The following is a 26,938-nucleotide window of genomic DNA, read 5'->3' as shown; positions in this document are numbered from 1 at the left end:
TTAAGCCATTAAAATAGAAAGCTTCTCAGATGAGTTTAGGCCGCAAACGCTTTAATCGTAGACAAGTTGACCTTCTTCGTAACGCGTTTTCACCGGGCACACCATGAGTGCTGCACGCTGGCCAACTGCCACATGACGGTTAGGGAACACAACCGCTTCTCCCTCATTTTTCGCCATGAGCGGTTTGTCACCATCATGACCAAACACTTCACCGTGCTTAAACGAGGTAAAGTTTTCAACGTCGTCATCAAACATGAAATCAAAGTCATCATGCAAACGCACGATAGTCCGACTGACACGGTACATTACAGGGGCACGCGGCAAATGCTCAGCTTCGCTGGAAGCAATCAAATCTCGCATTGCCAAATCAAAGGCGACCAGTTTATCGAGATCATTTTCTCCAATACGAGCCACTCGTCCCAACTCAACTGTCAACGCCTGCGCTGCAAAGTTTTCGGCACTGAACCAGCTAAATGTGCTGGAAGGCGCGTTAGAGAACATCACCGCATCGATATGACCACTCGCGACAAACTCCATCAACGCTTTACTGCGTACAGGGTGGCGCGTTTTCGGGCTCACGACAAAGGTGTAGTGTTTGGACAAACGGATCGCACAGTGTAGATCTAGGTGCCAGCGTTTATCAGACGGCGTGTCTTGATAGAAATCAGCAACAATACGTTTCAGGTTCTGCGCAATGGCCAGCTCTTTCGTTGGCTCATATTCTTTATCATCAAACAAACGGTTAAGGTTCATTTCAAGGAAACGTGTATGAGCGTTCGTTGACTCAGGGTGAGCAATGATAAACAACAAACGTTCTGTTACAGGCTGGAATCCAGACTGGATATCGGAAATGATTTTATCCACTAACTCCATCGGTGCGGTTTCATTACCGTGAACACCACAGGAAAGAATGATGTGTTTGCTGTTTTCGTCCAACGTTGATGGGATGACTTCCAGAACTCCGCGTTCATGAAGTTTGAACACAGTGCCGTTCGCAACAGTAATTTCCCCTGCAGGCATCTCTTGTTCTAAGTTCAGGCTGTCAAAAAGAAAAGATTGGCGAAAGAGGTTTTTCGTCATGCGCTACTCCTTTATTGCACAGCGGGTATGTTAATGAATTGTTCAGGCAATTTATGTAGCCACGATCTCACTTATCAAGAGAAAACCCGTGCTTCATCGTAAAAAACTCAATTGCCACGCCCGATACCATTTTCCGTTCGGGATAGAATGCTTTCGCTGTACATAAAACAACCGGGCAGACTCCCTGCCCGGCTTGCTGATTATCATATCATATTTGTGGTGAATTTATTCTTGATCCAGCAGAGATTCAAACTCATCAATCTTGCTTTTCACCATATCGACGCTTTGTTGCCAAAATGCTTCGCTATCCAAAGCCATACCTAAGTGCTTCTGAACCACTTCTTCAGCCATCATCGAACCAGTATCGCGTAGGAGGTTAACGTAATCTGAGTAGAAACGGTCACCTTTCGCTTCGCGTTGCGCATACACGCCTTTGCTAAACAGGTAGCCAAATAAATACGGATAGTTGTAGAAACTAACTTCCGAGATGGAAAAATGCAGTTTACTTGCCCAGAAATAAGGATCCGCTTCCGTCATGGATTCGCCGTACCACTCTTTCCAAGTTTGGCTCATCAAGTCACACAATTGCTCGGCGCTGAGCTCACCTGACATCCGCTGCTGATAGAACTCTTTTTCAAATTCGAAACGAACAGGAATGTTAATCATCAAGGCATAGCAACTAGAGAGCTCTTCCCACAGCATCTCGAGTTTTTCTTCACGACTATCGACTTGTTCAAGAAGATAATCACGCACAATATTCTCGGCGAAAATAGACGCTGTTTCTGCGAGCGTCATTGGGTAGCGTGTTTGGCACAGCGGCATATCTCGCATCACCCAGTTATGGAAAGCGTGCCCTAGCTCGTGAGCGAGAGTCAGCAGGTCAGAACGACTTCCACCCCAAGTCATAAAGACCAATGGTGAACGTGTAGCTGCAAACTTAGTACAATAAGCCCCAAGCCTTCTGCTAGCAGAAGGCGCGGCATCAATCCATCCATTTTCCACCATCATGGCGACAAATTCCGCCATTTCACCATCCACTCGTGCAAAGGCCTTAGTGATGATGTCAATGCCCTCATCGAAGCTGTACACCTTAGGCTCGCCGTCTGTCAGGCTCGGCATCCCAGCTAAGTGGTTCCAAGGTTTCATTTCATTCAAGCCATGAACCCGAGCCATGAGTAGGCCAGCTTTCTGCCCCACATGACGATTGTCTTTGGCGACTTGCATCATAGCGCTCAGCGTATCTGATTGAATGCGGCTGTCGTGGAGACTGGTATCTAGGAAGTGGACATCTTTAAGGTGAGAGCGTTTTTGGTTTTCTGTGTGGCGCCAGCCAGCTAACGCATTTAGGATCCCAGCAAAGCTTTCCTGATGAGTCTGCATCGCTTTTTGAATGCCGCGCCAAGCGGGTTCTTGATTATCGAAATCTGTGCCATACAAAATACTGGCAGCCTGGGAGAAACCAATACGGCTCTCTTCCCCCTCTTTCAGCTCTACCTGAAGCGCACCTGTGATATTGTCGTACATTCGCCCCCAAGCATCACGGCCATCCACCTGCATGGCTGACAGTAGCTGCTCTTCCGCGACACTCAACTTAGTATCTGCCAGCTTTCGTGTGCATTCGATCTGGAATGCCTGACCAAATACTTCGCCGTTTTCATGGTTCAACACTTCAGAGATAAATTCTTGAGGCGCATTGGTTAGAGTGTCTTCATAAGGGGTAAATGCTTGCGATAACTCTGAGCTCAATTTGGCAACGCGGCCAATCATGGCTTTAGCATCACTGTTCATCGCATCAACCGACGCGTGACAACTTGCAAAGGTATTGATCGTCGCAAGCAGTTTACCCGCGGCTTCACTGGTCAATATTGCGTTTTGCATTACCGTGACCGAGCTGCGCTGATCGACATTCAATCCCAGTACCTGAATGCATTGCTGAACCAGCGCTACATCTTGCTCTATTTTACTATCGTCCAATCCTTGGTAAGCAATAGACAAATTCCAGCTTGGTGTCGTCATGTTTTAATCCTTTATGTGAAGTGGTGTGCCAATAGAACACACGCGCTGATATAGACTGTCCGTTTTGGTAAGTTGAATATGAGTCAGGCTCTGATTGCCTATCTGTAACACGGAGTAAAGTGCGGGGTTTCGCCAGTCTAAGTTTAATAGTGAGGCCAATATCATACGTATGGTACCACCATGGCAGATGATTAATGTGTCCTCTTCGACACTCTCTATCAGTGAGGCCCATTGTCTGCTAACGCGCTGATGAAACGCTTGCAGTGTTTCAGCTTGAGGTAACTCGACCGCCGCAGGGTCATTCCAAAATCGTTCGAGTAGTGACCACTCTGTTTTAATAGAATCAAATGGCTTTCCATCAACCTCGCCAAAATCCATTTCTCTAAGCTCACCTTCTATCGATAAAGAAAGCTGGGAATTCTTTGCAACCAATAAATCAGCTAAATCAGCGCAACGGCGAAGAGGTGAAGTGATGATATGTTCAAAACGGATTGAAGTGCCTAACAAACTTTGGCAAATCGCTTGCTGTGTGCTGCGAGCGACTAAGACATTGGTCGCTCCGTTGAGCGCCGGTTCGCCTAACGTTTTTCCATGTCGCAATAGGTATATATTAACTGTCTTCACGCGACTTCCCTTTCAGCACCATAGGCAACCCCGCCGAAACAAACGTTACTTTATCTGCTACCTTCGCGATGGCTTGATTCATCCAACCCGCATGATCAACGAATAGGCGAGTGACTTCTCCCATTGGAATCACGCCTAACCCTACTTCGTTAGAAACAACCACCAGATTAGCCTCACTGGCAGCCAGCGTTTTTACCAAACGCCCCACCCTCTCGGTTATCTGGTGTGACTCAATAGGTTGGCCTTGATTGTAAATGACGTTATTTATCCAAAGGGTTAAACAATCAATCAACACGATATCTTGAGAAGTGAAGCGTTCGATCTGATCTTCGAGAGCATTCGGGCACTCATGCCCTACCCACCCTCTGCCTCTGCTGATTTTATGATGAGAAATTCTTGCCGCCATTTCATCATCAAAAGCCGTTGCAGTCGCAACATAGTGACGTGTATATACAGAGTGGCTATCGACCACCAGTGATTCTGCAAAGCTGGATTTTCCTGATCGAGCTCCGCCCAATATCAGATGTACACTCATTCACTCACCTTAAAGACCAGCCAAGAACAATCATGTAAATCAGCAGTTCCATAATTTGCTGAGCGCCGCCTAAGCAATCCCCCGTAAAACCACCTATTCGTTTCATCAACCAGTGTTTAAACATAATACGGAAGATAACGGTTATACCGACGATCACAGCGACCAATTCAAAATCAAACCACAATAAAGGTACCAACGCCGATATTGCCAGTATGGCTAGCTCACTTTTAGATTGTTGATTCGCAAGTGGCTTACTTTTGCTGGCATCAGGGTCACTCACATAAGGCATGTCATAAATGAGCGATGCAGCCACGGCGCGGCTTAGCGTGTAAGCAGCAACGATAACCAATAAAACATTCGTCAATGATGCAAGCTCAGTTAGCAGGACATACTTACCCAGTAACGCCATCAACAGCGCGCTAGCACCATAAGTACCAATACGGCTGTCTTTCATAATGGTTAAACGCTTTTCCAGCGTCATCCCACCACCAATGCCATCTGCCATGTCCGTCAGACCATCTTCATGAAACGCCCCAGTAAGCAATAAACTGAACACCATCATGACAACAACCGCCATGTTCGGGCCAAGTACACTTTCAGCCAACCAATACACGGCCGCACATAATGCACCTAAACACAGTCCGACTAACGCGAAATAGCGGCCCGCCTGATTCATACGTGATTCAGAATAAGGCGTAGACTGAGGTATTGGTAGACGAGAAAAAAAGCCCAAAGCCAGCCAGAACAATTCAAGTTGATACTTGAGGGTACTGATCACACTGTCACTCCAGCATCTTCAAAACTTGCCATTGAGTTATAAAACTCAGCTGCTGCACGAACCAAAGGAACAGCAAGCGCTGCGCCCGTGCCTTCACCGAGACGCATCGACAAATCCAACAAAGGTTTAGCACCTAATTCTTCAAGCAGAAGTTGGTGCGCCAACTCCTCTGACTTATGGGCAAAGATCATAAATTCGCGGCATTCAGGTTGAATCAAACTCGCGGCATAAGCGGCCGTCGTGACAATAAAACCGTCAACAAGAACCGGCGTCTTATTTTCACAAGCAGCTAAGAAGGCCCCAACCATCTGAACGATTTCAAAACCACCCACTTCGGATAGAACTTGGTAAACATCCCGACCTTGGCATCGGGAGACTCCCTTATCGACTAGAGCCACCTTTTTCGCTAACTGCTCAGGAGTAATTCCTGTGCCTAGACCAACACATGACTGGGCATCCTGACCGGTCAAAGCTGCAACTATAGCAGCGGCACTTGAAGTGTTCCCAATCCCCATTTCACCAAACATGACAAGGTTGCAGCCTTCATTGACCGTTCGCTTAACCAGCTCCCGACCAAACTCAATCCCCTGTTTGACTTGCTTGCTAGACATCGCTGCTTCATTGGCAAAATTGGCGGTTCTGTCACCCAGCCTTTGCACTACAAAGTTAGGCGCTGACGCCTCTACAGGAATCAATATTCCCGTATCAACCACTTTAAGCTCAATCTGGTTTATCCGACAAAAACAATTGATTGCCGCCCCACCAGCAAGAAAATTTAACACCATTTGTTGAGTTACTGCGCTTGGCGCGATGCTCACGCCTTCGTCCGCAATGCCATGGTCACCAGCAAAGACGATTGCTGTAGGCTTTACAACGTTCACATTGGTGACAGCGTCACCTTTCAAATTACTCTGAATCAGTGCGAGCTGGTGGGCAATTGACTCTAACTGCCCAAGAGCACCCAGTGGTTTAGTTTTTTGATTGATTCGATGCCAAATAGCATCTGAATAAGATTGATCTAACATATGACTTTATTTCGGTCTGGCGACAGTAAAGGTTTGGTCTAGGTTGGCGTATTGACTGCCACCTAAACGAGAAAGAGGATTCACTTTTAGTGCATCAACAACTAAACGTTCTTGGTTATCTCCAATCACTTCCGGCGCAATGTATATGTCTTCAATTTGAGCAAAGATTAGGCTTTGAGGTGTTTCCCCAATTTCTTTAACTTCAAACAGCTTGCACCCGAAAGCAATTGGGCAATCTTTGATTCGGGGTAATTCAAACCCTTCAAAACCGATGAGCTCTAGACCCGCTAAAGCGACTTCAGATTCTCCGTGCGGCAATGTTGCCGAAGTCTGCGTCACTTGTTCCGCCAAGTCAGCATTCGCGATATGCACCACCATTCGACCTGTCTCAAGAACATTGCGGGTTGTATCTTTGATTTCTCCGGTCGGTTTCTTACCTACAGAGAACATCAACAGAGGCGGATTACTAGAGACAGGCGTGAAGTAGGAAAATGGAGCCAAGTTGTAATCAGTTTCACCAGACTCCGTCAAAACCCACGCTATTGGCCTTGGAATAACAGTTTGAGTCATTAAGTGGTATATCTGAGTGGGAGCGAGAGTGCTAGCGTCGATATTCATCTTGTTCATCCTTTTTGGTATCGCGAGTCCCCTGTGAACCTCAGAGTGTAACGTGAAATCAGCCAGTTAACACCCCTATCAATCGGCGGACAAACACTATTCCCGTGTCATTTTTGCAATCAAATTGATACCAAAAATGAAACTTTTCCCATTTATCACCTATCTTATTAAATGGGTACAACCTAATCGAACGCTAACTTATTGAATTGTAACAACCTGAATTTTAGACGGCACAAAGACTGCATTAAATACTGCCGTGATGAGGTTAACCCAACTTTGATAGTGCAAGGAGGTTTGTATGTTTGCCAATCAAAAATCAAAGAAACAGAAGCAACACAAGTCGAATCAAAAGACTCAAAAACGAGTCCCTCTCTCTCTTACTTGACCACTCCACCATCAGAATTGGCCTCGTTAAACGGGGCCAAACGTAATCCAATTTTACTCGCAACCTAAAAGATTGATCACAGACTTTCTGTGTTTGTTGTTAGATGCTCTGATCGTCACGATTAGCTAAAGGTAAGAAATTTGTCTGAGTCTAGAGATCTGGTCGTTATGGTCGCCGGTGCTACAGGGTTAATAGGAACCGAGCTCATCAAACAAATGTTAGAAGAAGATCCTGTCACACGTATCTATGCGCTTAGCAGACGTGAACTCCCTTTTTTCCACCCTAAGTTGGAAGTCCTTCAAAATAAGCAGCTTCAAGTTCAAGAGTGGGACACAGATAAGCCTTCGCCTAAATATGGATTCATCTGCCTAGGCACAACCATTAAACAGGCAGGATCCAAGCAAGAGCTAGAGCGTGTTGATTATGAACTGGTGTGTGATGTCGCCCAGACTATGAAAGTACTTGGTGTCACTCATCTGGCTGTCGTTTCAAGTTACGGTGCCTCCGTACGTTCTCTTTCTCACTACCTTCGCTGTAAAGGGAAGATGGAAATGGCGATTGAACGTATGGGTTTTGAACATATCACCTTCGTTAGGCCTGGACCTTTAGTGGGTTTAAGAGACACACCGCGCACTGACGAAGCCATCGTACAAGTCGTCCTAAAATCTTTGCGCCCTCTGATGTTTGGCAAACTCGCAAAACTCATACCGATCCAGGCAAGCGAAGTAGCGAAAGCAATGCAATATGGAATTCTTACAAAGACTGACCGAAAGCTTCAGACATTGGACAGTATTCAGATGCGAAACTTGATTAATAAATATCAATAATTCGATGATTTCTGCTGACTTTTGAGCAAATTAGACTCAGCTCGCATCTTTTAATAACTTAAATACATATCAAATATCTTTTTTTCATTTCAATCATACATTTCAAATCATTATCGTTTGTTACAGAATTTAATCCTGTAATTAATTTACTCAATAAATACGTTACAAACACTCAATAAGGACTATCAATTATGTCAGTAGCGGCTATCGCTTCATTAGTGGCATTTGTCGGCATTCTCTTTTTCCTCTACGGACAGCAACGAAAAGAGAATACGCTATCCCGACTCGTGCTATTGGGCTTGGTACTCGGCAGCTCATTTGGCTTAGTACTGCAGCTTGTTTTTGGCGAAGGTAACCCTGCCATCGCTCAAACCTTAGAATGGGTTAACGTCGTTGGCCGTGGCTATGTTGGCCTGCTTAAAATGGTCATCATGCCACTCGTTCTTGTTTCTATGATCGCAGCCGTCGTCAAACTTGAGAAAGGCGGTTCACTGGGCAAGATTTCAGGCCTTACCATTTCTGTGTTGCTTGCTACTACAGCGATTTCAGCAATTGTGGGCATTGTAATTACCCAAACGTTTGGCCTATCAGCAGAAGGGCTGACAGAGGGCGCGCGTGAAACCGCTCGTATCGCAGTGCTAGAAGATCGCGTAGGTACTGTCGCTGATCTCACTATCCCACAGATGCTGGTAAGCTTTATCCCTACCAACCCATTCGCTGATCTGACAGGTTCTCGTTCTACTTCCATTATTGCTGTCGTGATCTTTGGTGTCCTGACTGGTATTGCTGCACGTAAGGTGATGGCGGAAAAGGAAGAGTTGGAAGCGCCAATTCGCACTTTTGTTGAAGCAACTCAATCTGTTGTGATGCGACTAGTGAAAATGATTATGGCGCTCACGCCATATGGTATTGCGGCGTTGATGGCGAAAGTTGTCGCGACATCCAGTGCAGGTGACATCCTGAATCTATTGGGCTTTATCGTTGCCTCTTATGTTGCAATCGCTCTAATGTTTGTGGTTCACGGTATTTTGGTGTCGTTCGTTGGTGTGAGCCCGAAAGAGTACTTCCAGAAGATTTGGCCAGTACTGACATTCGCATTTACCTCACGCAGCTCAGCAGCAACTATCCCACTTAACGTGGAAGCGCAAATCAACAAGCTACGCGTGCCGCCTGCTATCGCAAACCTTTCTGCGTCATTTGGCGCAACCATAGGACAAAATGGCTGTGCGGGCATCTACCCTGCAATGTTAGCCGTAATGGTTGCCCCAACAGTGGGTATCGACCCAATGGATATCAACTTCATCCTATCCCTAGTCGCAATTATCGTAGTAAGCTCATTCGGTATCGCAGGCGTAGGTGGCGGTGCGACTTTCGCTGCACTAATCGTACTCCCAGCAATGGGATTACCAGTAACCATCGCTGCGCTACTTATCTCAATCGAGCCTTTGATCGATATGGCGCGAACCGCGCTCAACGTTTCCGGCGCTATGACGGCGGGCACCATAACCAGCCGTATCCTTGGCGATAAAGTCTCAGACGAAGAGCTTGAAGCTCAACAAGCCTAAAATGACCAAGCCCTGAGTGAACAGCTCGGGGCTTTTTCTATCCGCACAATTTTCTAGCAATCAAGCGCTTCCCGTTTGCCTTGTCACGATCTCAATGGTCTAATACTCGAGTGAATTTCAAAGACTTGGTAAAGAGATAATGCAACAAGCGCATCAACCTACGTTTTTCTTCTTCGATTATGAAACGTGGGGAACCAGCCCAGCAAAAGACAGACCGTCCCAGTTTGCGGGTGTACGCACCGACATGGATTTCAATATCATCGGTGAGCCTCTTGTTATCTACTGCCAACCGCCTTCAGATTATCTTCCATCACCCGAAGCCGCGCTTATCACTGGTATCACACCTCAGAAGGCGGCAAGTAAAGGGTTACCTGAGCCGGAATTTATTACCAAAATTCATGAGCAGTTGTCCACGCCAAACACCATCAACTTGGGTTACAATAGCATTCGATTTGATGACGAAGTGACGCGATATACCTGTTACCGAAATTTCATCGATCCGTATGCGTGGAGCTGGCAAAACGGCAACTCTCGCTGGGACTTACTCGATGTCATGCGCGCCTGTCACGCCCTTCGCCCAGAAGGTATTAATTGGCCAGAGAATGAAGAAGGTTTTATCAGCTTTAAGCTAGAGCACTTGTCCGTTGCCAATGGCATTGAGCACGAGAATGCACACGATGCGATGGCTGACGTTATAGCAACGATTGAAATGGCTAAAAAGGTGAAAGCCGCTCAGCCTAAGCTCTTTGATTATTTCCTTAGCATGCGCCACAAGCGCAAACTGAACGAACTCGTCGATATCGTGAATATGACACCGCTTATGCACGTATCGGGTATGCTGGGGCGCGAATGCAATTACACTAGCTGGGTGGTTCCGGTCGCTTGGCATCCAACCAACCAGAATGCGGTGATTGTTGTCGATTTAGCGAAAGACCCGCAGCCGTTGTTGGATTTAGATGTAGAACAACTTAATGAGCGTCTCTACACCAAACATTCTGAACTTGGCCCAGACGAACTGCCTGTACCAATCAAACTTGTCCATCTCAACAAGTGCCCTATTTTAGCTCCAGCCAAAACATTAACTGCTGAGAATGCAGCTAACATAGGCATTGACAGAGAAAAATGCTTACAAAACCTTGAGCGACTAAGACAGCACCCTGAGATTAGAGAAAAACTCAATTCGCTATACAGTATCGAGAGAGAATACGAAAAGAGCGATGATGTTGATACTATGCTTTACGATGGTTTCTTCTCTCCTGCGGCAAAGCAATCAATGGATATCATACGAGAAACTGAACCAAAGAATCTTTCCGCCCTTGATATCTCATTCAGTGACGACAGAATTGCTCCGCTTCTGTTCCGCTATCGCGCCAGACATTTTCCGTGGACATTGGATGAGAGTGAACAACAAAAATGGGCAGCACACAGCCGCGAATACTTCGAAAGTCGAATAGAAGACTACATGTTGAATTTGGAAAACTTAGTTCACGAGCATGAGAGTGACGAAAAAAAGATAGCTATCTTAAAATCTGTTTACCAATACGTTCAAAAGCTAGTATCTTAACAACTTATTGCCTGCACCCTATAACACTCAGGCCTCATCAAACAATAAAAAAACACTACGTTGATCGAGGCTAGTGAGCAAACTGAACCCACAGTTCAGGGCTTACACATACGCAAAAGTTGATAAAATTTGGACGACACTACCTATGGCGAAAACCTTGCTTAAATACGTCGTATCTATGGGGCTGATTTTCCTCTGCCTCATGGCAGGCATTAACATTCAAAACCTTCTAGATATATCTATTCCGGGTAGCATTATCGGCATGCTTATCCTATTCGCTCTGCTTGCAAGTGGCTTAGTACCTGTAGAATGGGTACGCCCAAGTGCCACTCTGTTTATTCGCTATATGGTGCTGCTCTTTGTTCCGATCAGCGTTGGGCTTATGGAACACTTCGATCTGCTATATAACAATGCCCTACCAATCCTCGCTAGTGCCGTCGGTGGCACATTCATTGTACTAGTCTTGTTAGGGCTGATGTTGGATAGAATGTTGAAGCGAGGTGAGCAATAATGTGGCTGCTAGTAACGATTATCGTATTTCTCTCTGCACGCTGGCTTTGCCAGAAGATCAGCAGCCCTTTTATGAACCCTCTGTTAATCAGTTTAGCAGTGATGATTCCGCTACTTACGCACCTCAAGGTTCCGTTCGAAACTTATTACAATGACAATGAATGGATTAACTTTCTACTGCAACCCGCCGTGGTTGCGCTCGCTTACCCTTTGTATGAGCAACTTCCACAAATAAGAGCTAACTGGCGAATCATTATGCTGGCGTGTGGTGTCGGTAGTGTCATGTCGATGCTGACAGCCACGGTTATCGCCTCATATATGCAAACAGATCTCTCCTTAATCGCTAGTCTACTAGGTAAATCTGTCACGACTCCGATTGCGATGGAAGTGTCCAGCCACCTAGGTGGAGAACCTGCCATTGCGGCTATCCTAGTTTTACTGGTTGGTCTGTTTGGCGCCATCTTGGCTTATCCAATTTACAACTTACTTAACATCACACATCCTATTGCAAAAGGGCTGACCATGGGCACAGTTTCTCATGCTCTAGGAACCGCGACTTGTGCAGAAAAAGATGCTCAAGATGCCGCTTTCAGCTCTTTGGCACTTGTAGTCTGTGGGGTGATTACCTCAATCCTTGCCCCTTCATTCTTTGCACTGGCTGTCTGGCTAGCTACATAAGATCCTTTGCGTCGGGTTGCTTATCTCCGCATTCCGACGCACATCACTCTATTGAATTCTGCAATCGTTATCATGTGTGAGCTCACTCTAATTGTGAAACAACAAATCTCATTACATCAACTTATGTGATCAATATCTCAGCAAAGTTCTCTGTGTTACATAAAATGAAATACCAGTATCAGGGTAAGCCACTCTAAACAGGTAACTCAGGCAGACCCGAAGATATCTACTATTGCTTAAACAAGGATTCAATATGAGAAGCCGCATTGAACAAGCGCTGTCTGAAGCGCCAGCTAAAGTCGCAGAGTTCCTTTCTCCTATTTTGTTAGCGGACGATTTTGACGCAACGCTCTCTCCAGCACAATTTGCAGAGCTATTAACCATTTCAGGATTGGAAGATGATGAGCTACGTGTAGCCCTGCTTCCTTTCGCAGCAGCTTACTCTTATGCGCCTATCTCGAAATTCTACGTGGGTGCCATTGTTCGCGGACTCACCGGGCGTCTTTACTTTGGAGCAAACGTAGAGATCTTAGGCGCTCAACTTGGCCAGACGGTACATGCAGAACAATCAGCAATCAGCCATGCTTGGATGAAGGGCGAGCAAGGCATCTCAGATATCACAATCAACTTCAGCCCTTGTGGCCACTGTCGTCAGTTTATGAACGAACTAACGACCGCAGACGAGTTGGTGGTACAACTACCTCAACGTGATGAGAAAACGCTGCAAGAATATCTACCAGAATCCTTTGGTCCATCGGATCTTGGTATCAAATCTGGCTTAATGGCATCCATCGATCATGGCAAAAAGTGTGAAGAGTCCGATGAGATGGTGTTGAAAGCACTCGATGCGCTTAATAAGAGCCATGCACCGTATACTCACAATTTGAGCGGTGTGAGCATTAAGCTAAAAAATGGCAAAGTATACCAAGGCGCTTATGCTGAAAACGCAGCATTCAACCCTAGCCTTCCACCTTTACAGGTTGCACTTATCCAGCTCTTGCTTGATGGTGAATCATTTGATGACATTGAAACAACAGCACTTGTAGAAATGTCTGAAGGTACGATTAGTCACCTTGCAGATACGCAGTCTACTCTGGAAGCAATTAACCCAGATATTCCTGTTGCATATCTAGCCATCTAATCGGGTAAATGAAAAAGGCGCTGTAAATAGCGCCTTTTTTGTACATTAAAAAAATCAAACATCAAAGAAAGGGGTAGGATCGACCTCAAGGTTACATGGTGCAATCGCTTTTTCGATTTTATATTGGCTATTTTTAATATCGACAAAGCTGACGTCGACAAAGCGCTTATATTTACGCGAATAAAAACACTTCACTTCAGGTTTTAAGGGCTCATCGGCATTCGATGTCCATACAATACCTACTCTTCCATCATTTAGCTCGACCAATGCCCCAACAGGATAAACACCAATACAGTTGATGAACTTATAAACCAAGTCTCGATCGAGGTGAAACGGCGTTAAGCTCAATATTATCTTGAACGCCTCTGCTGAACTCATACCTTTTTTATAACAACGGTCCGCCGTCAATGCATCGTAAATATCAACAATGCAACTCATTCGGCCATGGAGCGGAATTTCATCCCCTTTCAACCCTTTTGGATAACCATTCCCATCCAACTTTTCATGGTGCATCAAGCAGACGTCTCGGCTAATGTCTCCCAATCCATCAACAGTAAAGATGATCTCTTCGGCAAACACCTGATGCAGCTTCATATGATCAAACTCTTCAGGAGTGAGTTTACCTGGCTTATGGAGGACTTTATCATCGACTTTTATTTTGCCGACATCATGAATGATGCCACCAATCGCTAACTGCTTAAGCGTATCTTTTGGCAACTCAAGATGTTTACCAAATGTAACTAGTAAAGTTGCAACATTGACTGAATGCTCAAGCAGATACTCGTCTTTACTGCGAAGTGCAGAAACACAATGTAACGCATCCGAATCAATTAAGACTGCTTCAATAAGATCATCGGCCCAACCTTCTAAGTCATCGACATGAATCGACTTGTCATCAAATGTTTGGTTAAGAATCTTTTGAGCAAGGCCTTTAGCTTCACGAATAATCTTCGACGCTTTCTTCTGCTTGGAAAAGCGGCTCATAGATTTGCGTTTTACTGGAGTGGCAGACACGTCTTCTTCAGGTGGTTCCTCTTCCACTACAGGTTTGAAAACACTCCCTTTCGCGGAGAGGCTTTGGTCCACCCACGCAAATTTGATCCCATTTTTAACAAGTTGCTGAATAGCCTGCTGGGAGGAAACCCTACCTGCATTGGCTAAATTGACGCGTTTGTTATCTTCGATTGCGGTAACAAACATCCCAACCATTAACGTATCAATCGGAACCTTTATTGAGTTGCTTGGATCGTACTTCATCTATGGACTATGGCTGCTATTGTTATTTCTATAGTTTTAATGAATTATAAGCTCAAACTCATCACTTTACTTAAGCATTTGCTCTATTGATACGTCACATATTTAAGAATTTTTATGATACGTGGCAAGCAGGTTGTCTTAGATGCCCTTATTCCCCCAGTACACTCTTTAACAAAGACGAAATCATCGCTCACAAAACTAATTGTCCAGATTGTGTACTAGAGCAGATTTTGAGTTGCTAGACTAAAACCACCCATCCTACGCAAACGTTTGCTTTTTGCATTTATATCCGTATGATTCGTGTCAATTTCATCTCCGCTTATTTAAAAAGGTTATCTATGTTTGGTACTGCAACTCGTAAGAACGCGACCCGTGTTTTACTGCTCGGCTCCGGAGAACTAGGGAAAGAAGTCGCTATAGAATGTCAACGCCTAGGATTGGAAGTCATCGCTTGCGACCGATATGAAAACGCACCAGCCATGCAGGTTGCACACCGAAGCTACACACTGGATATGCTTGATGGTGATGCACTAGAGCAGATCATCGCCAAAGAACAACCTGATTACGTAGTGCCTGAAATCGAAGCTATTGCCACAGACAAGCTTGTTGAGCTTGAAGCTAATGGGCTCAATGTTGTGCCAACAGCCAATGCAACTCGCCTAACAATGAATCGCGAAGGCATTCGTCGGCTGGCGGCAGAAGAGCTTGGCCTCACCACTTCGCCCTACCATTTTGCAAGCACCTATCAAGAGTTCACTCAAGCCATTGAATCCGTTGGCATCCCATGCGTATGTAAACCAATTATGAGCTCTTCTGGGAAAGGTCAAAGTGTTATTAAATCGGCAGAAGATGTAGAAACAGCGTGGCAGTACGCCCAAGAAGGTGGCCGCACTGGTGCTGGACGCGTCATTGTTGAAGGTTTCATCGATTTTGATTACGAAATTACCTTACTGACAGTCAAAGCTGTGGATGGTATCCACTTCTGCGCTCCGATTGGACATCGCCAAGAAGACGGTGATTATCGCGAGTCATGGCAACCTCAAGCGATGTCCGATGCGGCGCTATCTGCCGCCCAAGACGCCGCCGGCAAGGTTGTAAACGCATTGGGAGGCCGTGGTATCTTCGGCGTAGAACTATTCGTTAAGGGCGACACCGTTATTTTCAATGAAGTTTCCCCTCGCCCGCACGACACCGGATTGGTCACTCTCATGTCTCAAGACAGTTCTGAATTCGCACTTCATGTACGCGCATTCACTGGCCTCCCTATTTCAGGTATCACCCAATATGGACCTACCGCTTCAGCGGTGATTTTAGGGCAAGGCCAATCCGATAACCTTCAGTTTGAAGGAATGGCAGACGCTCTAGCAGCCCCACAAACTCAGCTACGTCTATTTGGCAAACCTGATATCAATGGACGCAGACGCCTAGGAGTGAGCATTGCTCGTAGAGAGACCATTGAGCAAGCAATAGAAAGCGCCGTTTCCAGCGCAGATAAGATAAAAATCGTTTATTAAAACAAAAGCCCCTGAGCTTATTCAGGGGCTTTCATCATTAACTTTCAATCAAATACACTTCTTCGGCGAAGCTGGATAAACCTTTCTTCGCTATCTTAGGATGATTTTCATCTGCGTCATCACGATACAGTTTTGAAATTTTATATTCTGAGAACAGCTGGCGAACTTCACTTTCGGTGACTGAAAACGGTGGGCCCGCCATTTCAGCTTGGGGATAATCTAACGTAACTAACAGAATTCTTCCGCCCGGCTTCAGCAGCGATTTAACGCGTTGGACGTAATCTGCGCGCATTTCTTCCGGTAAAGCGACCAGAGCGGCACGGTCATACACAATTTCTACTGGTTGAACGGGCGCGGTAAAGATGTCGCCAGTATAAATAGATAGCTCATCAAACTGATACAATTCATGCTGACCGTTTACAGGGATCACCGTAGGCGTATAAAAATGTTCAGAAAAAAATGAGCGCACCGCGATTTTGCTTAGTTCGACACCCTGAACGTCCTCGTGTTTGGTCGCTAGCCAAACAAGATCTTCTGTTTTGCCACATAGTGGGACAAACACTTTATCTTCTCTACTTGGCTTGGTTTCGGACCAATACTCAACCAGCAGCGGGTTTACGTCTTCTAAGTGAAAACCAATTTGGTTTGATGCCCATTTACTGTGCCAAAATTCTGGATCTTTCATTTCAATTCCCTACCTGACGTGACTGCTTCATAGCCTATACGAAAGCGTTTCTTAGTGGTATCCCTCAAGCTGTATAAACCGTTCAGATTAGGTTCAGGTAAGGTGTTTATACTTATTTACAACTTGAGAATGAACCATAAGGAAATCGGGCACTCAAACAAATTGAGAGTTAGCTCAAACAATTACACCATAGGGTAATTCCTACATTGTAATTCGCCAGCTAGCCCCCATATAGATATTAGAGATTGGTACGTTTTGGTTGTTGAGCCTTTTCTTACACCGTTTACACAAGACGCTACGAATCTAAGGAGAGTGAATGAGCCTATTTTTGCGAACTACGGCCCTGATGCTTTTAATGCTCAGCCGCGCGCCAGCTTTCGCCGCTATTCCAACAGCACCCGGTAGTGAGGAAAATCGTTCGACTAACCAGAACGAAGTCTGTTCCAAAGCATTCAAACACAACCTGAGTGGCCTGTATGGCATCCAATCCACACCAACAACTCCACTTCAACCCTACTCTGACTTCGACATTCTATACAGCAAAGCACACCAAGCTCAGGCTGAACTGGAAATGATCTGTAAGAGCACTGCAATGCTAACTTCAACAGACGCCCACTTTGCAGGTGTGAAATCTGCAGAGCGAGCAAAGCAAAAGATCGCCTATGAACTTGATGGTGATGCTGAGCGTATTACTGACCTTGCCCGTGCGACGATTGTTGCTGATGACATCGAAGGCTTGATGTCAGCTTACGAAGTGTTGAATCGTGAAACCACTGTGGTAAAAGTAAAAAACCGCTTTAAGAAACCTGGGGCTTCAGGCTATCGTGACCTAAATCTATTGGTCCAGCTTCCAAAGACCAACTTGATTGCTGAAGTCCAGCTACACCTTAAAGCCATTGCTGATGTAAAAAGTGGTCCAGAGCATGACTTGTACGAACGTATTCAGAAAATCGAACGTCAAGCGGCTTCAGAAAGCCGAGATATCAGTGAGTTTGAATTCGCCCAGATTAAGTCAATGCGAGCTCAGTCGAAAGCGCTTTACCAAGAAGCATGGCAGCCTTATATTACTACCCATCTAAGTGCCGCCTAGGCCTAACTAAATGCTAACAGCCCCTTCTCATGAAGGGGTTGTTTTTCAAGGAAGATGATGACCCCACAGCAGCAAGCGTATCTAAACGAATACCTTACCACACTCACACCTCAACAGCGGGAATCAATACCAGACACCATCGCTGAATATTTTTGTGCTGACGAGTTTAATGCCAACGAATGTGCAAGGTTGATTAATCAAGGTACAAAGAGAGCGTCTTGCAGCCTTAAACAAGGCTACGACATTGAGCAAGAGCCTCTTCCTCAGGTAGGTCGCATTACAGTGGTGCTTAACTGGCAGCAAGAGCCGGTTTGTATCATTCGCCTAACAGAAGTTTCTATCTGCCCTTTCGATCAAGTAACTGAAGAGTTTGCCCGCTCAGAAGGAGAAGGTGACCTGAGCTATGAATGGTGGCGTGAGGCGCACATTAAATTCTTTACTCAGTACGCTGGTGAGATTGGCGCCAAATTCGATTTACAGTCCGAATTGGTACTAGAACGATTCGAAAAAGTGTATCCACTGTAAAGCTTACCCAGCCCGACTGCTGAGGGTTAGCCAGACGTCCCTCAGCACATATCCGATCATAAATTCGGCACGCGATAAAATCATAAACTATCATTTTATCAGTGACATAAGAATAAGAAATGAATCTATGATCCTTTGCAGGCAGTTTTTCCTCTCTCTCATTACTCTGGTAATCGTTAACGCTGCGTGGGCACAAATCGACTACGGACCTGTACAAAGCTATACACAATCGCCCTTCCATACCAACAGTTTGTCACCTCAGCTCCGCTCTGGATTCTCAATGGATGAAGACGATATCGAGGTCTATGGTACGGGTACCATTTCAAGTATTTGGGCCGTCACTCCAGACTACGAGTTAGACTACTACCAAAATCAAATCGCTGTTGGTGGGAAATGGCAATTCTCTTCAGAATGGCAACTAGAGCTTAGCTATCGCTGGAATTACGCTGGTAATAACCACCTAGATCGATTAACCATTGCGTTTCACGATTGGGTTGGCATTGACCAAAATGGCCGAGAGGATGTGGACAACGATCGCTTTGTGATCAATATGCCTGACTATGGCATAGAGTTGGAAAACTTCCGTGGAGAAAGCCTAAGTCACGCGATCACCAGTTACATGCAATACCAATTTATCAATAAAAAGCATCACGGGCTTTCAGTCGGAGCATCTCTTTACTACAACGACACCAAACATGGCATTTTCAGTTCTTCAGAATTCGAACAAGGTATTCAGCTAAACTACGGCTATCGCCGCGATAAACACTCTCTAGACACCCTACTTGCTATCACTTTTCGCAATACGCCAACAGTATTCAAAGATATGCCCTATCGCTCTAGCACCTGGACAGTTGGAGCTAGTTATCGCTACCAGCTATTGGAAAGGCACCATCTTATTGGGCAAATCGCTTTTCATGAGGGCGTATCAGATGGGGAGGATGAATTTTCCAAGCCATCGACCGAATTCACCTTTGGCTATCGTTACCAGATGGAAAACTCAGCCATTGAATTGACTGCAGTGGAAAACATGTTTAACGCAGATAACAGCACCGATATCGCCTTTGGAATAGGATACCGGTACCGCTTTGGAGGTTCAGATAACCAAGCTTAAACTGAAAGCACTCGGCTAACCGCAGAGCTGATTTCAGCATCGCTGGCATTAAGGCTCAGAGAGAAAGAAACGTACTGGTCACCTCGCATGCTAAGCGAACGGTCAACTTCCGCTAAACAATGCATAACACTGCCATCAAGTATGAATGACAACTCTATTTCTTTCTTGTTAATGAAGCCATTGTTGCGAAATTCTATCTCCTGATAGCAACCAGATTTAGATGAGAAGTTGCTGCCTCGCAAATATCCTTTTTCCACATCTGCTTTGACCATTCCAAAGCCCACTTGCTCTATAGCTGAAATTACTTTGGAAGCGACAGGCAATGCTTTCACTTCAACGAAATCACGATCTTTAGGGTCAATCGCGAAATCGATATCTAGCGTGGTTTCTACCCATACGTGGCACTGATTCTTCATTGCATTCAGTGCCGTAATTGGGGTCTCATCATCTAACTTTAATTCGAACGGAACCTGTTTATGTTCCTGAGGCTGAATGGTGAAAGGCTGAACCGCTTGAAGGCTACCAATGGTGAAATTCTGATAGCTGGCACCGTTATCACTCTCCACTTTAACTTCAGTGCAAAGCTTGAGATTAATGGCGTCAATTTGCTGCTCAACATCGCCACCCTGAATGTGAACCACGCCCTTCAGAGTTTCTCCCTGATACACAGACATACTCTCTAGAACCGTATCCACTTTTGCAGCTCCAATTCCCAGTGACGCCTTTAACTTACCAAACATAAGGTTTCCTTTTACTTTCTATGTCGTTATTGTTTCTGATTAACATGCGGCGTTATCGAGTCGCAAGACATTTATCTGAATAATGTGTAAACCATCGTTTAGACTGCTTAATCCGCAACCAGAGTTGCAATTTCATGACAAATGAACCACCATTTGTATAGTCAAATAAATAATTATTAAATCATCATGAGCCAATCGCCATTATATCTCCAAATAAAACAATACATTACTGACAAAATTGATTCTGGACATTGGCCTGTGGGCCATCGTATATCGACTGAACTGGAGCTAACAGAACAATTCAAGGTTAGCCGAATGACTGTCAATAAGGCGATTCGTGATTTGGTCGCCGAAGGAAAGCTTCAAAGACGACCTAGAGTAGGCACTTTTGTCTGCGCTCCCGATGATAAAGCGGAATCTCCATTACTGGATATCCAAAACATTGCTGAAGAAGTGAAATTACGGGGTAAAACATACTCTAGTAAGGTAATTAAACAAGCCTCGATGCTCGCCGATGAAACTGTAGCAATAAAGTTAGGGGTGATGTTGAACAGCCCGATTTTCTATAGTGAAATCATTCACTTTGAAGATAATTCTCCTATTCAATATGAACTTCGCTGGGTCAACAGTGCCTACGCGCCTGACTATCTTGAACAAGACTTTACCCAAATCACCCCAAATCAATATCTGTCTGAGAACTGCCCACTGAGTGCTATCGAACATACCGTTGAAGCCATCGTTGCAGATGATGAGGTGCGTACCGCCTTGAGACTCGGGGCTAACGAACCTTGCCTGCTACTAAACAGAAGGACATGGAGCCAAGATAAGCTCGTGAGTTCTGCATTGCTTTACCACCCGGGCACTCGCTACAAATTAAGCTCTAAAATATTACTCGGTTAAAGCATTTCATACTTTTTACTGATCACATTTTTGCAACAAGCCACTTGATCAATTGTTATACCTGAACAATTATTTGTATATACATTTGAACTTATGGACTCAATTACATGCTTGGAAGCGCTTCTTCATCCTTAAACACCGACAGCCAAGAATTGCTGCTAACCAATGCACGGCTGGTCTCTATGGTCGCTGGGTCGCAAGGGTATTCCGTTTCTGAGCCAAGTAGCCTTCTGATTAAGGGTGGAAAGATTGCACAAATCGGTGGCTCCGAGCTTTCTTGCGCCAACTCTTATGATTGTAAAAACCAGTTGGTCACACCTGGATTTGTTGATTGCCACACTCACCTAGTCTATGCAGGTAATCGCGCCAATGAGTTTGAAATGCGTCTTAATGGTGTCCCATACCCAGAGATTGCCAAGCAAGGTGGCGGAATTCTATCAACCGTTCGTGCAACGCGAGAAGCAAGTGCAGAAGCTTTAATTAACCTCGCCCTTCCACGATTGGACGGTTTGATTCGAACTGGTGTCATATCAGTAGAAGTAAAGTCGGGTTACGGTCTGACTGTAAAAGACGAGATCAAAATGCTACGTGCAGCAAAAGCACTAGAAGATCACCGTAAGATTCGAATCACCACAACGTTACTCGCCGCACATGCCCTTCCTCCAGAGTATGCGGGTAAAGCAGATGACTACATTAAACTGGTATGCGAAGAGATGATTCCTCTTGTCGCTGAGGAGAAGCTAGCAACCAGCGTCGATGTGTTCTGTGAATCGATTGGCTTCAACTTGGAACAAACCGAAAAAGTCTTCGCCGCAGCCAAGCAATATGGTCTGCATGTAAAAGGTCACACTGAGCAGCTTTCTAACTTAGGTGGCACAGCCCTAACCGCTCGCTACCAAGGGCTGTCAGCGGATCATATCGAATATCTCGATGAAGAAGGCGTAAAAGCACTAGCCCAATCTGGAACGGTTGCCACGCTGCTGCCTGGGGCGTTTTACTTCTTACGAGAAACCCAATTACCGCCTATTGAGCTACTTCGTCAACACAATATTCCAATGGCAATTGCAACGGATCTTAACCCAGGCACCTCGCCTTTCTCAGATTTGACTATGATGATGAATATGGGCTGTACACTTTTCGGCCTAACACCTGAAGAAACATTGCGTGGCGTGACTTGCAATGCTGCTCAAGCGCTAGGCTTCGGTGACAGCCGAGGGCAAATTCAGCCGGGATATGATGCTGATCTTGCTATTTGGGACGTGAGCCACCCTGCCGATTTCAGTTATCAGCAGGGTTTGTCACGCTTATCTGCTCGCGTGGTAAACGGAGAACTGGAATATGTCTAACCTACCAACGACTAACCAGGATTTTCACTGGCAAGGACGCCATGACGCTGAAGATGGTGCGATGGGCAAACGCGTCCATCACGTTATCAAACAGTTGCAAGTGCAGGGTCTTGAACCTTATCGAAATGCCGTGAGCATCTTGGGTTTTGCGTGCGATGCTGGTGTTGCGCGAAACAAAGGTCGCGTTGGCGCCAAAAAAGCGCCTGATTTGATTAGACGCGCACTTGCCAACATGGCTTGGCACAAAGAAAGCGCGCTTATCGATTTGGGTAATGTCGTCTGTGAAGATGATTTGCTGGAACAGTACCAATCAGAATGTGCTGATGTCATCGCTGCAGCGCTTCGCTCTACTCCAGTTATCACGCTCGGCGGCGGTCATGAAGTGGCGTGGGCTTCCTTTCAAGGACTTGCGCGCTATTTCGAGTACTTAAACCCAGTAACGCCTCCTAAGATTGGTATCATCAATTTTGATGCTCACTTTGATTTACGTGCATTTGAAAGCAGTAACGCCGATGTAAAACCCAGCTCTGGTACACCATTCAACCAAATTTATGATTACTGCCAAAAGCAAGACTGGCCATTCCATTACGCCTGCCTAGGTGTCAGCAGAGCCAGTAACACGCAAGCCTTGTTTGAGCGAGCCAAAGAGCTCAACGTGTGGTTCGTTGAAGACAAAGATCTCGCACACCTAAACCACATCTATCATCTGACCCAGTTGCAGCATTTCATCGATAATTGCGATTACATCTACCTCACCATCGATCTTGATGTTTTCCCAGCTGCGACAGCTCCGGGCGTCAGCGCTCCTGCCGCCAGAGGCGTCAGTATGGATACGCTGGCACTCTTTTTGGACCGAATTTTACACTACAAACAGAAGTTGGTTATTGCCGACATCGCTGAGTACAACCCTACCTATGACGTTGACAGTCAGACGGCGCGGTTAGCTGCAAGGCTTTGTTGGGATATTGCTAACGCCTTTTCCGAAAAATAGAAAAAACAGAAAGGAAAGCGACTAGATTGCGTGAGAGCTTCTCTCTTGCGCAGACCGCTTTCAACCTGAAAACGTGAAATACAAGGAGTCTTACCATGACGGAACGCCAAGTAGAAGATATGCGTCTCGATACAACCCGCACTATTCGTGCCCCACATGGCACGGATCTGAGAGCAAAATCTTGGCTGACTGAAGCACCGCTTCGCATGTTAATGAACAATCTGGATCCTGACGTCGCAGAACACCCTCATTCGCTGGTTGTGTACGGTGGTATTGGCCGTGCAGCGCGCAATTGGGAATGTTTTGACAAGATTGTTGAAGTTTTAGAGCGTTTGGAAGACGACCAAACCTTGCTGGTTCAGTCTGGTAAACCTGTTGGTGTATTCCCAACACACAAAAATGCGCCACGTGTTCTTATCGCAAACTCAAACCTTGTGCCGCATTGGGCAAACTGGGAACACTTCAATGAGTTGGATAAAGAAGGACTGATGATGTACGGTCAGATGACCGCCGGCAGCTGGATCTACATTGGTTCACAGGGCATTGTTCAAGGTACTTATGAAACGTTTGTTTCTGTTGCGAAAAAGCACTTTGATGGTAAAGCAAACGGACGTTGGATTCTAACCGGTGGCCTTGGCGGCATGGGCGGCGCTCAGCCTCTGGCTGGCACCATGGCGGGCTTCTCTATGATCGCGGTTGAGTGTGACGAGTCTCGTATCGATTACCGTCTACGTACAGGATACGTTGACAAGAAGGCCACCAGCTTAGATGAAGCACTGGCAATCATTTATGAATCTGAAGAGCCTGTTTCTGTCGGCCTACTAGCAAACGCCGCAGATGTATTCCCTGAGTTAGTTGAACGTAACATCACTCCAGATGTAGTGACAGACCAAACGTCAGCACACGACCCACTCAACGGTTACCTTCCAATTGGTTGGTCGATGGAACACGCAGCCGACATGCGTAAGCAAGATGAAGCAGCTGTTGTCAAAGCAGCCAAAGAATCGATGGCGATTCAAGTTAAAGCGATGCTTGAGCTTCAAGAACGCGGTGCAGCGACACTGGATTACGGCAATAACATCCGCCAGATGGCCCTAGAAGAAGGCGTTGATAACGCGTTTGACTTCCCGGGTTTCGTTCCAGCTTATATTCGCCCACTCTTCTGTGAAGGTATTGGTCCATTCCGCTGGGCTGCACTATCCGGTGACCCAGAAGATATCTACAAAACCGATCAGAAAGTCAAAGAGTTAATCCCTGACAACCTACACTTGCACAACTGGCTAGACATGGCTCGCGAGCGCATTCAGTTCCAAGGTTTACCTGCTCGTATTTGTTGGGTTGGACTGAAAGATCGTGAACGCCTAGGCCAAGCATTCAATGAAATGGTCAAAAATGGCGAGCTTAAGGCGCCGGTTGTTATTGGCCGTGACCACCTAGATTCTGGTTCAGTTGCCAGCCCTAATCGTGAAACAGAAGGCATGATGGACGGTTCTGATGCCGTGTCAGATTGGCCTCTGCTGAATGCTCTGCTAAACACAGCAGGCGGTGCTACTTGGGTTTCACTCCACCACGGTGGCGGTGTAGGAATGGGCTTCTCTCAGCACTCTGGCATGGTTATTTGTTGTGATGGCAGTGATGATGCGTCTGAGCGAATTGCTCGCGTTCTTCATAATGACCCAGGTACAGGCGTGATGCGTCACGCAGACGCTGGCTATGACATTGCCAAGCAGTGCGCAGCAGAACAAGGGCTCGACCTACCTATGCTCAACGAAGAGCTGAAGAAGCTTAAGTAAGCACACCTGAAGAAAGGAAAGACAAAGATGTTAAATTTAACGCTAAAGCCGGGAAATATTAGCTTAAAAGAACTCCGTCAGGTGAGCCGCTCTCCTGCAAGATTGACTCTGGATCCGGAAGCCATTCCTGCTATCGATGAAAGCACTAAAGTGGTTGAACAAGTGATTGCCGAAGACCGCACTGTCTATGGCATCAACACAGGCTTTGGTCTGCTTGCTAACACTCGTATTGCACCAGAAGATCTAGAGACACTGCAAAAAAGTATCGTGTTGTCGCATGCGGCAGGTATCGGCGAGTTCATGTCAGATGAAACCGTTCGCCTGATGATGGTACTCAAGATTAACAGCCTTGCTCGTGGCTTCTCAGGTATTCGACTTAAAGTCATTCAAGCGCTGATCGACCTAGTCAACTCTCAGGTCTATCCATGTGTGCCACAAAAAGGCTCTGTCGGCGCTTCTGGTGACCTTGCGCCACTGGCGCACATGAGTACCGTATTACTCGGTGAAGGTCAGGCACGCCACAACGGTAAGATCATCTCAGGTCTGGAAGCAATGAAAATCGCTGGCCTTGAACCAATCACACTCGCGCCTAAAGAAGGCCTTGCGCTGCTTAACGGCACTCAGGCATCAACTGCCTTTGCGCTTGAAGGATTGTTTGCGGCTGAAGATCTGTTTGCTTCAGCAACAACCTGTGGCGCAATGTCTGTAGAAGCGGCACTAGGAAGCCGTCGTCCATTCGACCCTCGTATTCACCGCGTGCGTGGTCATCGAGGCCAGATGGACGCAGCACTGGCTTATCGTCATGTACTGGACACCAATAGTGAAATTGGCGACTCACACACAGGTTGCGAGAAAGTTCAGGATCCATACTCTCTGCGTTGTCAGCCTCAAGTTATGGGCGCGTGTTTACAACAAATCCGTAACGCCGCTGACATTCTGGAAGTGGAAGCTAACTCTGTCTCTGACAACCCACTGGTTTTTGCCGAAGACGGTGACATCATCTCTGGTGGTAACTTCCATGCTGAGCCTGTAGCTATGGCAGCGGATAACCTAGCTTTAGCCATTGCTGAGATTGGCAGCCTTTCTGAACGTCGTATGGCACTGTTGATCGACAGCGCACTGAGTAAACTACCACCTTTCTTAGTCGACAACGGCGGTGTTAACTCAGGCTTTATGATTGCTCAGGTCACCTCCGCTGCATTAGCAAGTGAAAATAAAACGCTGGCTCACCCTGCGTCTGTTGATAGCTTGCCAACATCGGCAAACCAAGAAGATCACGTCTCTATGGCAACGTTTGCTGGGCGCCGTCTTCGTGACATGGCGGAGAACACTCGTGGCATTTTGGCGGTTGAGTATCTTGCGGCCGCTCAGGGGATAGACTTCCGCGCTCCAAACAAGTCGTCTACCAAAGTCGAAGAAGCAAAACAAATTCTGCGCGAGAAAGTACCGTTCTACGATAAAGATCGCTACTTTGCACCGGACATAGAGCAAGCAAACAGTTTGCTTAAGCTTGCAGTACACAACCATCTGATGCCAGACTCGATTCTACCTAGTATCTAAACACCAATATAAGGGCTCCGATTCGGAGCCCTTTCTTCTTCTCAATGTCATAATTCAGTAATAACTCCACTGGATGGACC

At 46.1% G+C, this 26,938-nt stretch carries 25 protein-coding genes; 15 read left to right on the top strand and 10 right to left on the bottom strand.

The window, feature by feature from the left end:
- Positions 1 to 51: 51 nt before the first annotated feature.
- The 7 genes from FIU99_RS07425 to FIU99_RS07395 form a co-directional block, all read right to left on the bottom strand.
- Positions 52 to 1,080: a succinylglutamate desuccinylase gene (locus FIU99_RS07425; protein ID WP_006962046.1), complete on the bottom strand. Its 1,029-nt coding sequence runs from the start codon at positions 1,078 to 1,080 to the stop codon at positions 52 to 54.
- A gap of 225 nt (positions 1,081 to 1,305) precedes the next feature.
- Positions 1,306 to 3,096, bottom strand: a complete 1,791-nt coding sequence (locus FIU99_RS07420; protein ID WP_006962045.1) for a M3 family oligoendopeptidase — start codon at positions 3,094 to 3,096, stop codon at positions 1,306 to 1,308.
- Between the two features lie 3 nt (positions 3,097 to 3,099).
- Positions 3,100 to 3,720 (bottom strand): histidine phosphatase family protein, encoded by a 621-nt coding sequence (locus tag FIU99_RS07415; protein WP_006962044.1) that lies wholly within the window; start codon positions 3,718 to 3,720, stop codon positions 3,100 to 3,102.
- Positions 3,707 to 4,255 carry a bifunctional adenosylcobinamide kinase/adenosylcobinamide-phosphate guanylyltransferase gene (gene cobU / locus FIU99_RS07410; protein WP_006962043.1) on the bottom strand — a complete coding sequence of 183 codons (549 nt, stop codon included), beginning with the start codon at positions 4,253 to 4,255 and terminating at the stop codon, positions 3,707 to 3,709. The genes FIU99_RS07415 and cobU overlap by 14 nt, the downstream gene beginning before the upstream one ends.
- A gap of 4 nt (positions 4,256 to 4,259) precedes the next feature.
- On the bottom strand, positions 4,260 to 5,033 hold the full coding sequence (locus tag FIU99_RS07405; RefSeq protein WP_172974060.1) for an adenosylcobinamide-GDP ribazoletransferase: 774 nt from the start codon (positions 5,031 to 5,033) through the stop codon (positions 4,260 to 4,262).
- Positions 5,030 to 6,058, bottom strand: coding sequence for a nicotinate-nucleotide--dimethylbenzimidazole phosphoribosyltransferase (cobT, locus tag FIU99_RS07400; RefSeq protein WP_006962041.1), 1,029 nt, complete (start codon positions 6,056 to 6,058; stop codon positions 5,030 to 5,032). The genes FIU99_RS07405 and cobT overlap by 4 nt, the downstream gene beginning before the upstream one ends.
- Before the next feature lie 6 nt (positions 6,059 to 6,064).
- Complete coding sequence (locus FIU99_RS07395; protein WP_039952349.1) at positions 6,065 to 6,676, bottom strand: flavin reductase family protein; 612 nt, start codon at positions 6,674 to 6,676, stop codon at positions 6,065 to 6,067.
- A gap of 525 nt (positions 6,677 to 7,201) precedes the next feature.
- Here FIU99_RS07395 and FIU99_RS07390 point away from each other — a divergent pair.
- From FIU99_RS07390 to cdd, 6 genes are all read left to right on the top strand, one after another.
- Entirely contained in the window at positions 7,202 to 7,888 is a 687-nt protein-coding gene (locus FIU99_RS07390; RefSeq protein WP_006962039.1) for an NAD(P)H-binding protein, read from the top strand.
- Between the two features lie 191 nt (positions 7,889 to 8,079).
- Complete coding sequence (locus FIU99_RS07385; RefSeq protein WP_006962038.1) at positions 8,080 to 9,453, top strand: L-cystine transporter; 1,374 nt, start codon at positions 8,080 to 8,082, stop codon at positions 9,451 to 9,453.
- Positions 9,454 to 9,592: 139 nt separating this feature from the next.
- A complete protein-coding gene (gene sbcB / locus FIU99_RS07380; RefSeq protein WP_006962037.1) occupies positions 9,593 to 11,017 on the top strand; it encodes an exodeoxyribonuclease I in 1,425 nt (474 codons plus the stop codon).
- 145 nt (positions 11,018 to 11,162) lie between these two features.
- Positions 11,163 to 11,528 carry a CidA/LrgA family protein gene (locus tag FIU99_RS07375; protein ID WP_006962035.1) on the top strand — a complete coding sequence of 122 codons (366 nt, stop codon included), beginning with the start codon at positions 11,163 to 11,165 and terminating at the stop codon, positions 11,526 to 11,528.
- Positions 11,528 to 12,205 (top strand): CidB/LrgB family autolysis modulator, encoded by a 678-nt coding sequence (locus tag FIU99_RS07370; protein ID WP_006962033.1) that lies wholly within the window; start codon positions 11,528 to 11,530, stop codon positions 12,203 to 12,205. The genes FIU99_RS07375 and FIU99_RS07370 overlap by 1 nt, the downstream gene beginning before the upstream one ends.
- A gap of 253 nt (positions 12,206 to 12,458) precedes the next feature.
- Positions 12,459 to 13,346, top strand: coding sequence for a cytidine deaminase (gene cdd, locus FIU99_RS07365; protein WP_043007793.1), 888 nt, complete (start codon positions 12,459 to 12,461; stop codon positions 13,344 to 13,346).
- Between the two features lie 54 nt (positions 13,347 to 13,400).
- On the opposite strand, the gene FIU99_RS07360 is transcribed toward cdd, so the two are convergent.
- Positions 13,401 to 14,603 (bottom strand): HD-GYP domain-containing protein, encoded by a 1,203-nt coding sequence (locus FIU99_RS07360; RefSeq protein WP_031343039.1) that lies wholly within the window; start codon positions 14,601 to 14,603, stop codon positions 13,401 to 13,403.
- Positions 14,604 to 14,941: 338 nt separating this feature from the next.
- Between FIU99_RS07360 and purT the strand changes: the two genes are divergently transcribed.
- The gene (gene purT, locus FIU99_RS07355) at positions 14,942 to 16,117 is read left to right on the top strand and encodes a formate-dependent phosphoribosylglycinamide formyltransferase (protein WP_006962025.1); all 1,176 of its coding nucleotides are present in this window, start codon (positions 14,942 to 14,944) and stop codon (positions 16,115 to 16,117) included.
- A 37-nt stretch (positions 16,118 to 16,154) separates the two neighbouring features.
- Here the strand turns inward: purT and FIU99_RS07350 are convergent, their stop codons facing one another.
- Positions 16,155 to 16,802: a thiopurine S-methyltransferase gene (locus FIU99_RS07350; RefSeq protein WP_006962023.1), complete on the bottom strand. Its 648-nt coding sequence runs from the start codon at positions 16,800 to 16,802 to the stop codon at positions 16,155 to 16,157.
- A 316-nt stretch (positions 16,803 to 17,118) separates the two neighbouring features.
- Between FIU99_RS07350 and FIU99_RS07345 the strand changes: the two genes are divergently transcribed.
- The 3 genes from FIU99_RS07345 (at position 17,119) to FIU99_RS07335 (ending at position 19,528) form a co-directional block, all read left to right on the top strand.
- Positions 17,119 to 17,892 (top strand): phosphoribosylglycinamide formyltransferase, encoded by a 774-nt coding sequence (locus FIU99_RS07345; protein WP_006962022.1) that lies wholly within the window; start codon positions 17,119 to 17,121, stop codon positions 17,890 to 17,892.
- Positions 17,893 to 17,949: 57 nt separating this feature from the next.
- Positions 17,950 to 18,417, top strand: coding sequence for an ASCH domain-containing protein (locus tag FIU99_RS07340; protein WP_006962021.1), 468 nt, complete (start codon positions 17,950 to 17,952; stop codon positions 18,415 to 18,417).
- Positions 18,418 to 18,544: 127 nt separating this feature from the next.
- Positions 18,545 to 19,528: a DUF3187 family protein gene (locus FIU99_RS07335; RefSeq protein WP_006962020.1), complete on the top strand. Its 984-nt coding sequence runs from the start codon at positions 18,545 to 18,547 to the stop codon at positions 19,526 to 19,528.
- Here FIU99_RS07335 and FIU99_RS07330 read toward each other — a convergent pair.
- Complete coding sequence (locus tag FIU99_RS07330) at positions 19,525 to 20,268, bottom strand: sporulation protein (RefSeq protein ID WP_006962019.1); 744 nt, start codon at positions 20,266 to 20,268, stop codon at positions 19,525 to 19,527. The two genes, FIU99_RS07335 and FIU99_RS07330, sit on opposite strands and share 4 nt — an antisense overlap.
- A gap of 186 nt (positions 20,269 to 20,454) precedes the next feature.
- Between FIU99_RS07330 and hutC the strand changes: the two genes are divergently transcribed.
- The 5 genes from hutC (at position 20,455) to hutH (ending at position 26,858) form a co-directional block, all read left to right on the top strand.
- A complete protein-coding gene (gene hutC, locus FIU99_RS07325; RefSeq protein WP_029236085.1) occupies positions 20,455 to 21,168 on the top strand; it encodes a histidine utilization repressor in 714 nt (237 codons plus the stop codon).
- Between the two features lie 107 nt (positions 21,169 to 21,275).
- The gene (hutI, locus tag FIU99_RS07320; protein WP_006962018.1) at positions 21,276 to 22,514 is read left to right on the top strand and encodes an imidazolonepropionase; all 1,239 of its coding nucleotides are present in this window, start codon (positions 21,276 to 21,278) and stop codon (positions 22,512 to 22,514) included.
- Positions 22,507 to 23,505 carry a formimidoylglutamase gene (gene hutG / locus FIU99_RS07315; RefSeq protein ID WP_006962017.1) on the top strand — a complete coding sequence of 333 codons (999 nt, stop codon included), beginning with the start codon at positions 22,507 to 22,509 and terminating at the stop codon, positions 23,503 to 23,505. Before hutI ends, hutG begins: the two co-directional genes overlap by 8 nt.
- A 95-nt stretch (positions 23,506 to 23,600) precedes the next feature.
- Positions 23,601 to 25,298 carry a urocanate hydratase gene (hutU, locus tag FIU99_RS07310; RefSeq protein ID WP_006962016.1) on the top strand — a complete coding sequence of 566 codons (1,698 nt, stop codon included), beginning with the start codon at positions 23,601 to 23,603 and terminating at the stop codon, positions 25,296 to 25,298.
- Between the two features lie 27 nt (positions 25,299 to 25,325).
- Positions 25,326 to 26,858, top strand: a complete 1,533-nt coding sequence (hutH, locus tag FIU99_RS07305) for a histidine ammonia-lyase (RefSeq protein WP_006962015.1) — start codon at positions 25,326 to 25,328, stop codon at positions 26,856 to 26,858.
- Positions 26,859 to 26,938 lie beyond the last annotated feature (80 nt).

The organism is Vibrio sp. THAF64 (assembly GCF_009363455.1).
GTDB lineage: Bacteria > Pseudomonadota > Gammaproteobacteria > Enterobacterales > Vibrionaceae > Vibrio > Vibrio coralliilyticus.
The sequence above is the reverse complement of the archived record's forward strand: the minus strand, read 5'-3'. Positions and strand labels throughout refer to the sequence as shown.

What these genes read in the sequence shown, in the direction of transcription:
- FIU99_RS07395 (WP_039952349.1), bottom strand. Translation starts at nt 6,676, where the DNA reads ATGAATATCGACGCTAGCACTCTCGCTCCCACTCAGATATACCACTTA.
- FIU99_RS07330 (WP_006962019.1), bottom strand. Translation starts at nt 20,268, where the DNA reads ATGTTTGGTAAGTTAAAGGCGTCACTGGGAATTGGAGCTGCAAAAGTG.
- FIU99_RS07385 (WP_006962038.1), top strand. Translation starts at nt 8,080, where the DNA reads ATGTCAGTAGCGGCTATCGCTTCATTAGTGGCATTTGTCGGCATTCTC.
- FIU99_RS07340 (WP_006962021.1), top strand. Translation starts at nt 17,950, where the DNA reads ATGACCCCACAGCAGCAAGCGTATCTAAACGAATACCTTACCACACTC.
- hutU (WP_006962016.1), top strand. Translation starts at nt 23,601, where the DNA reads ATGACGGAACGCCAAGTAGAAGATATGCGTCTCGATACAACCCGCACT.
- FIU99_RS07370 (WP_006962033.1), top strand. Translation starts at nt 11,528, where the DNA reads ATGTGGCTGCTAGTAACGATTATCGTATTTCTCTCTGCACGCTGGCTT.
- FIU99_RS07425 (WP_006962046.1), bottom strand. Translation starts at nt 1,080, where the DNA reads ATGACGAAAAACCTCTTTCGCCAATCTTTTCTTTTTGACAGCCTGAAC.
- sbcB (WP_006962037.1), top strand. Translation starts at nt 9,593, where the DNA reads ATGCAACAAGCGCATCAACCTACGTTTTTCTTCTTCGATTATGAAACG.
- cdd (WP_043007793.1), top strand. Translation starts at nt 12,459, where the DNA reads ATGAGAAGCCGCATTGAACAAGCGCTGTCTGAAGCGCCAGCTAAAGTC.
- purT (WP_006962025.1), top strand. Translation starts at nt 14,942, where the DNA reads ATGTTTGGTACTGCAACTCGTAAGAACGCGACCCGTGTTTTACTGCTC.
- FIU99_RS07335 (WP_006962020.1), top strand. Translation starts at nt 18,545, where the DNA reads ATGATCCTTTGCAGGCAGTTTTTCCTCTCTCTCATTACTCTGGTAATC.
- hutC (WP_029236085.1), top strand. Translation starts at nt 20,455, where the DNA reads ATGAGCCAATCGCCATTATATCTCCAAATAAAACAATACATTACTGAC.
- hutH (WP_006962015.1), top strand. Translation starts at nt 25,326, where the DNA reads ATGTTAAATTTAACGCTAAAGCCGGGAAATATTAGCTTAAAAGAACTC.
- FIU99_RS07360 (WP_031343039.1), bottom strand. Translation starts at nt 14,603, where the DNA reads ATGAAGTACGATCCAAGCAACTCAATAAAGGTTCCGATTGATACGTTA.
- FIU99_RS07375 (WP_006962035.1), top strand. Translation starts at nt 11,163, where the DNA reads ATGGCGAAAACCTTGCTTAAATACGTCGTATCTATGGGGCTGATTTTC.
- hutG (WP_006962017.1), top strand. Translation starts at nt 22,507, where the DNA reads ATGTCTAACCTACCAACGACTAACCAGGATTTTCACTGGCAAGGACGC.
- cobT (WP_006962041.1), bottom strand. Translation starts at nt 6,058, where the DNA reads ATGTTAGATCAATCTTATTCAGATGCTATTTGGCATCGAATCAATCAA.
- hutI (WP_006962018.1), top strand. Translation starts at nt 21,276, where the DNA reads ATGCTTGGAAGCGCTTCTTCATCCTTAAACACCGACAGCCAAGAATTG.
- FIU99_RS07350 (WP_006962023.1), bottom strand. Translation starts at nt 16,802, where the DNA reads ATGAAAGATCCAGAATTTTGGCACAGTAAATGGGCATCAAACCAAATT.
- FIU99_RS07345 (WP_006962022.1), top strand. Translation starts at nt 17,119, where the DNA reads ATGAGCCTATTTTTGCGAACTACGGCCCTGATGCTTTTAATGCTCAGC.
- FIU99_RS07420 (WP_006962045.1), bottom strand. Translation starts at nt 3,096, where the DNA reads ATGACGACACCAAGCTGGAATTTGTCTATTGCTTACCAAGGATTGGAC.
- cobU (WP_006962043.1), bottom strand. Translation starts at nt 4,255, where the DNA reads ATGAGTGTACATCTGATATTGGGCGGAGCTCGATCAGGAAAATCCAGC.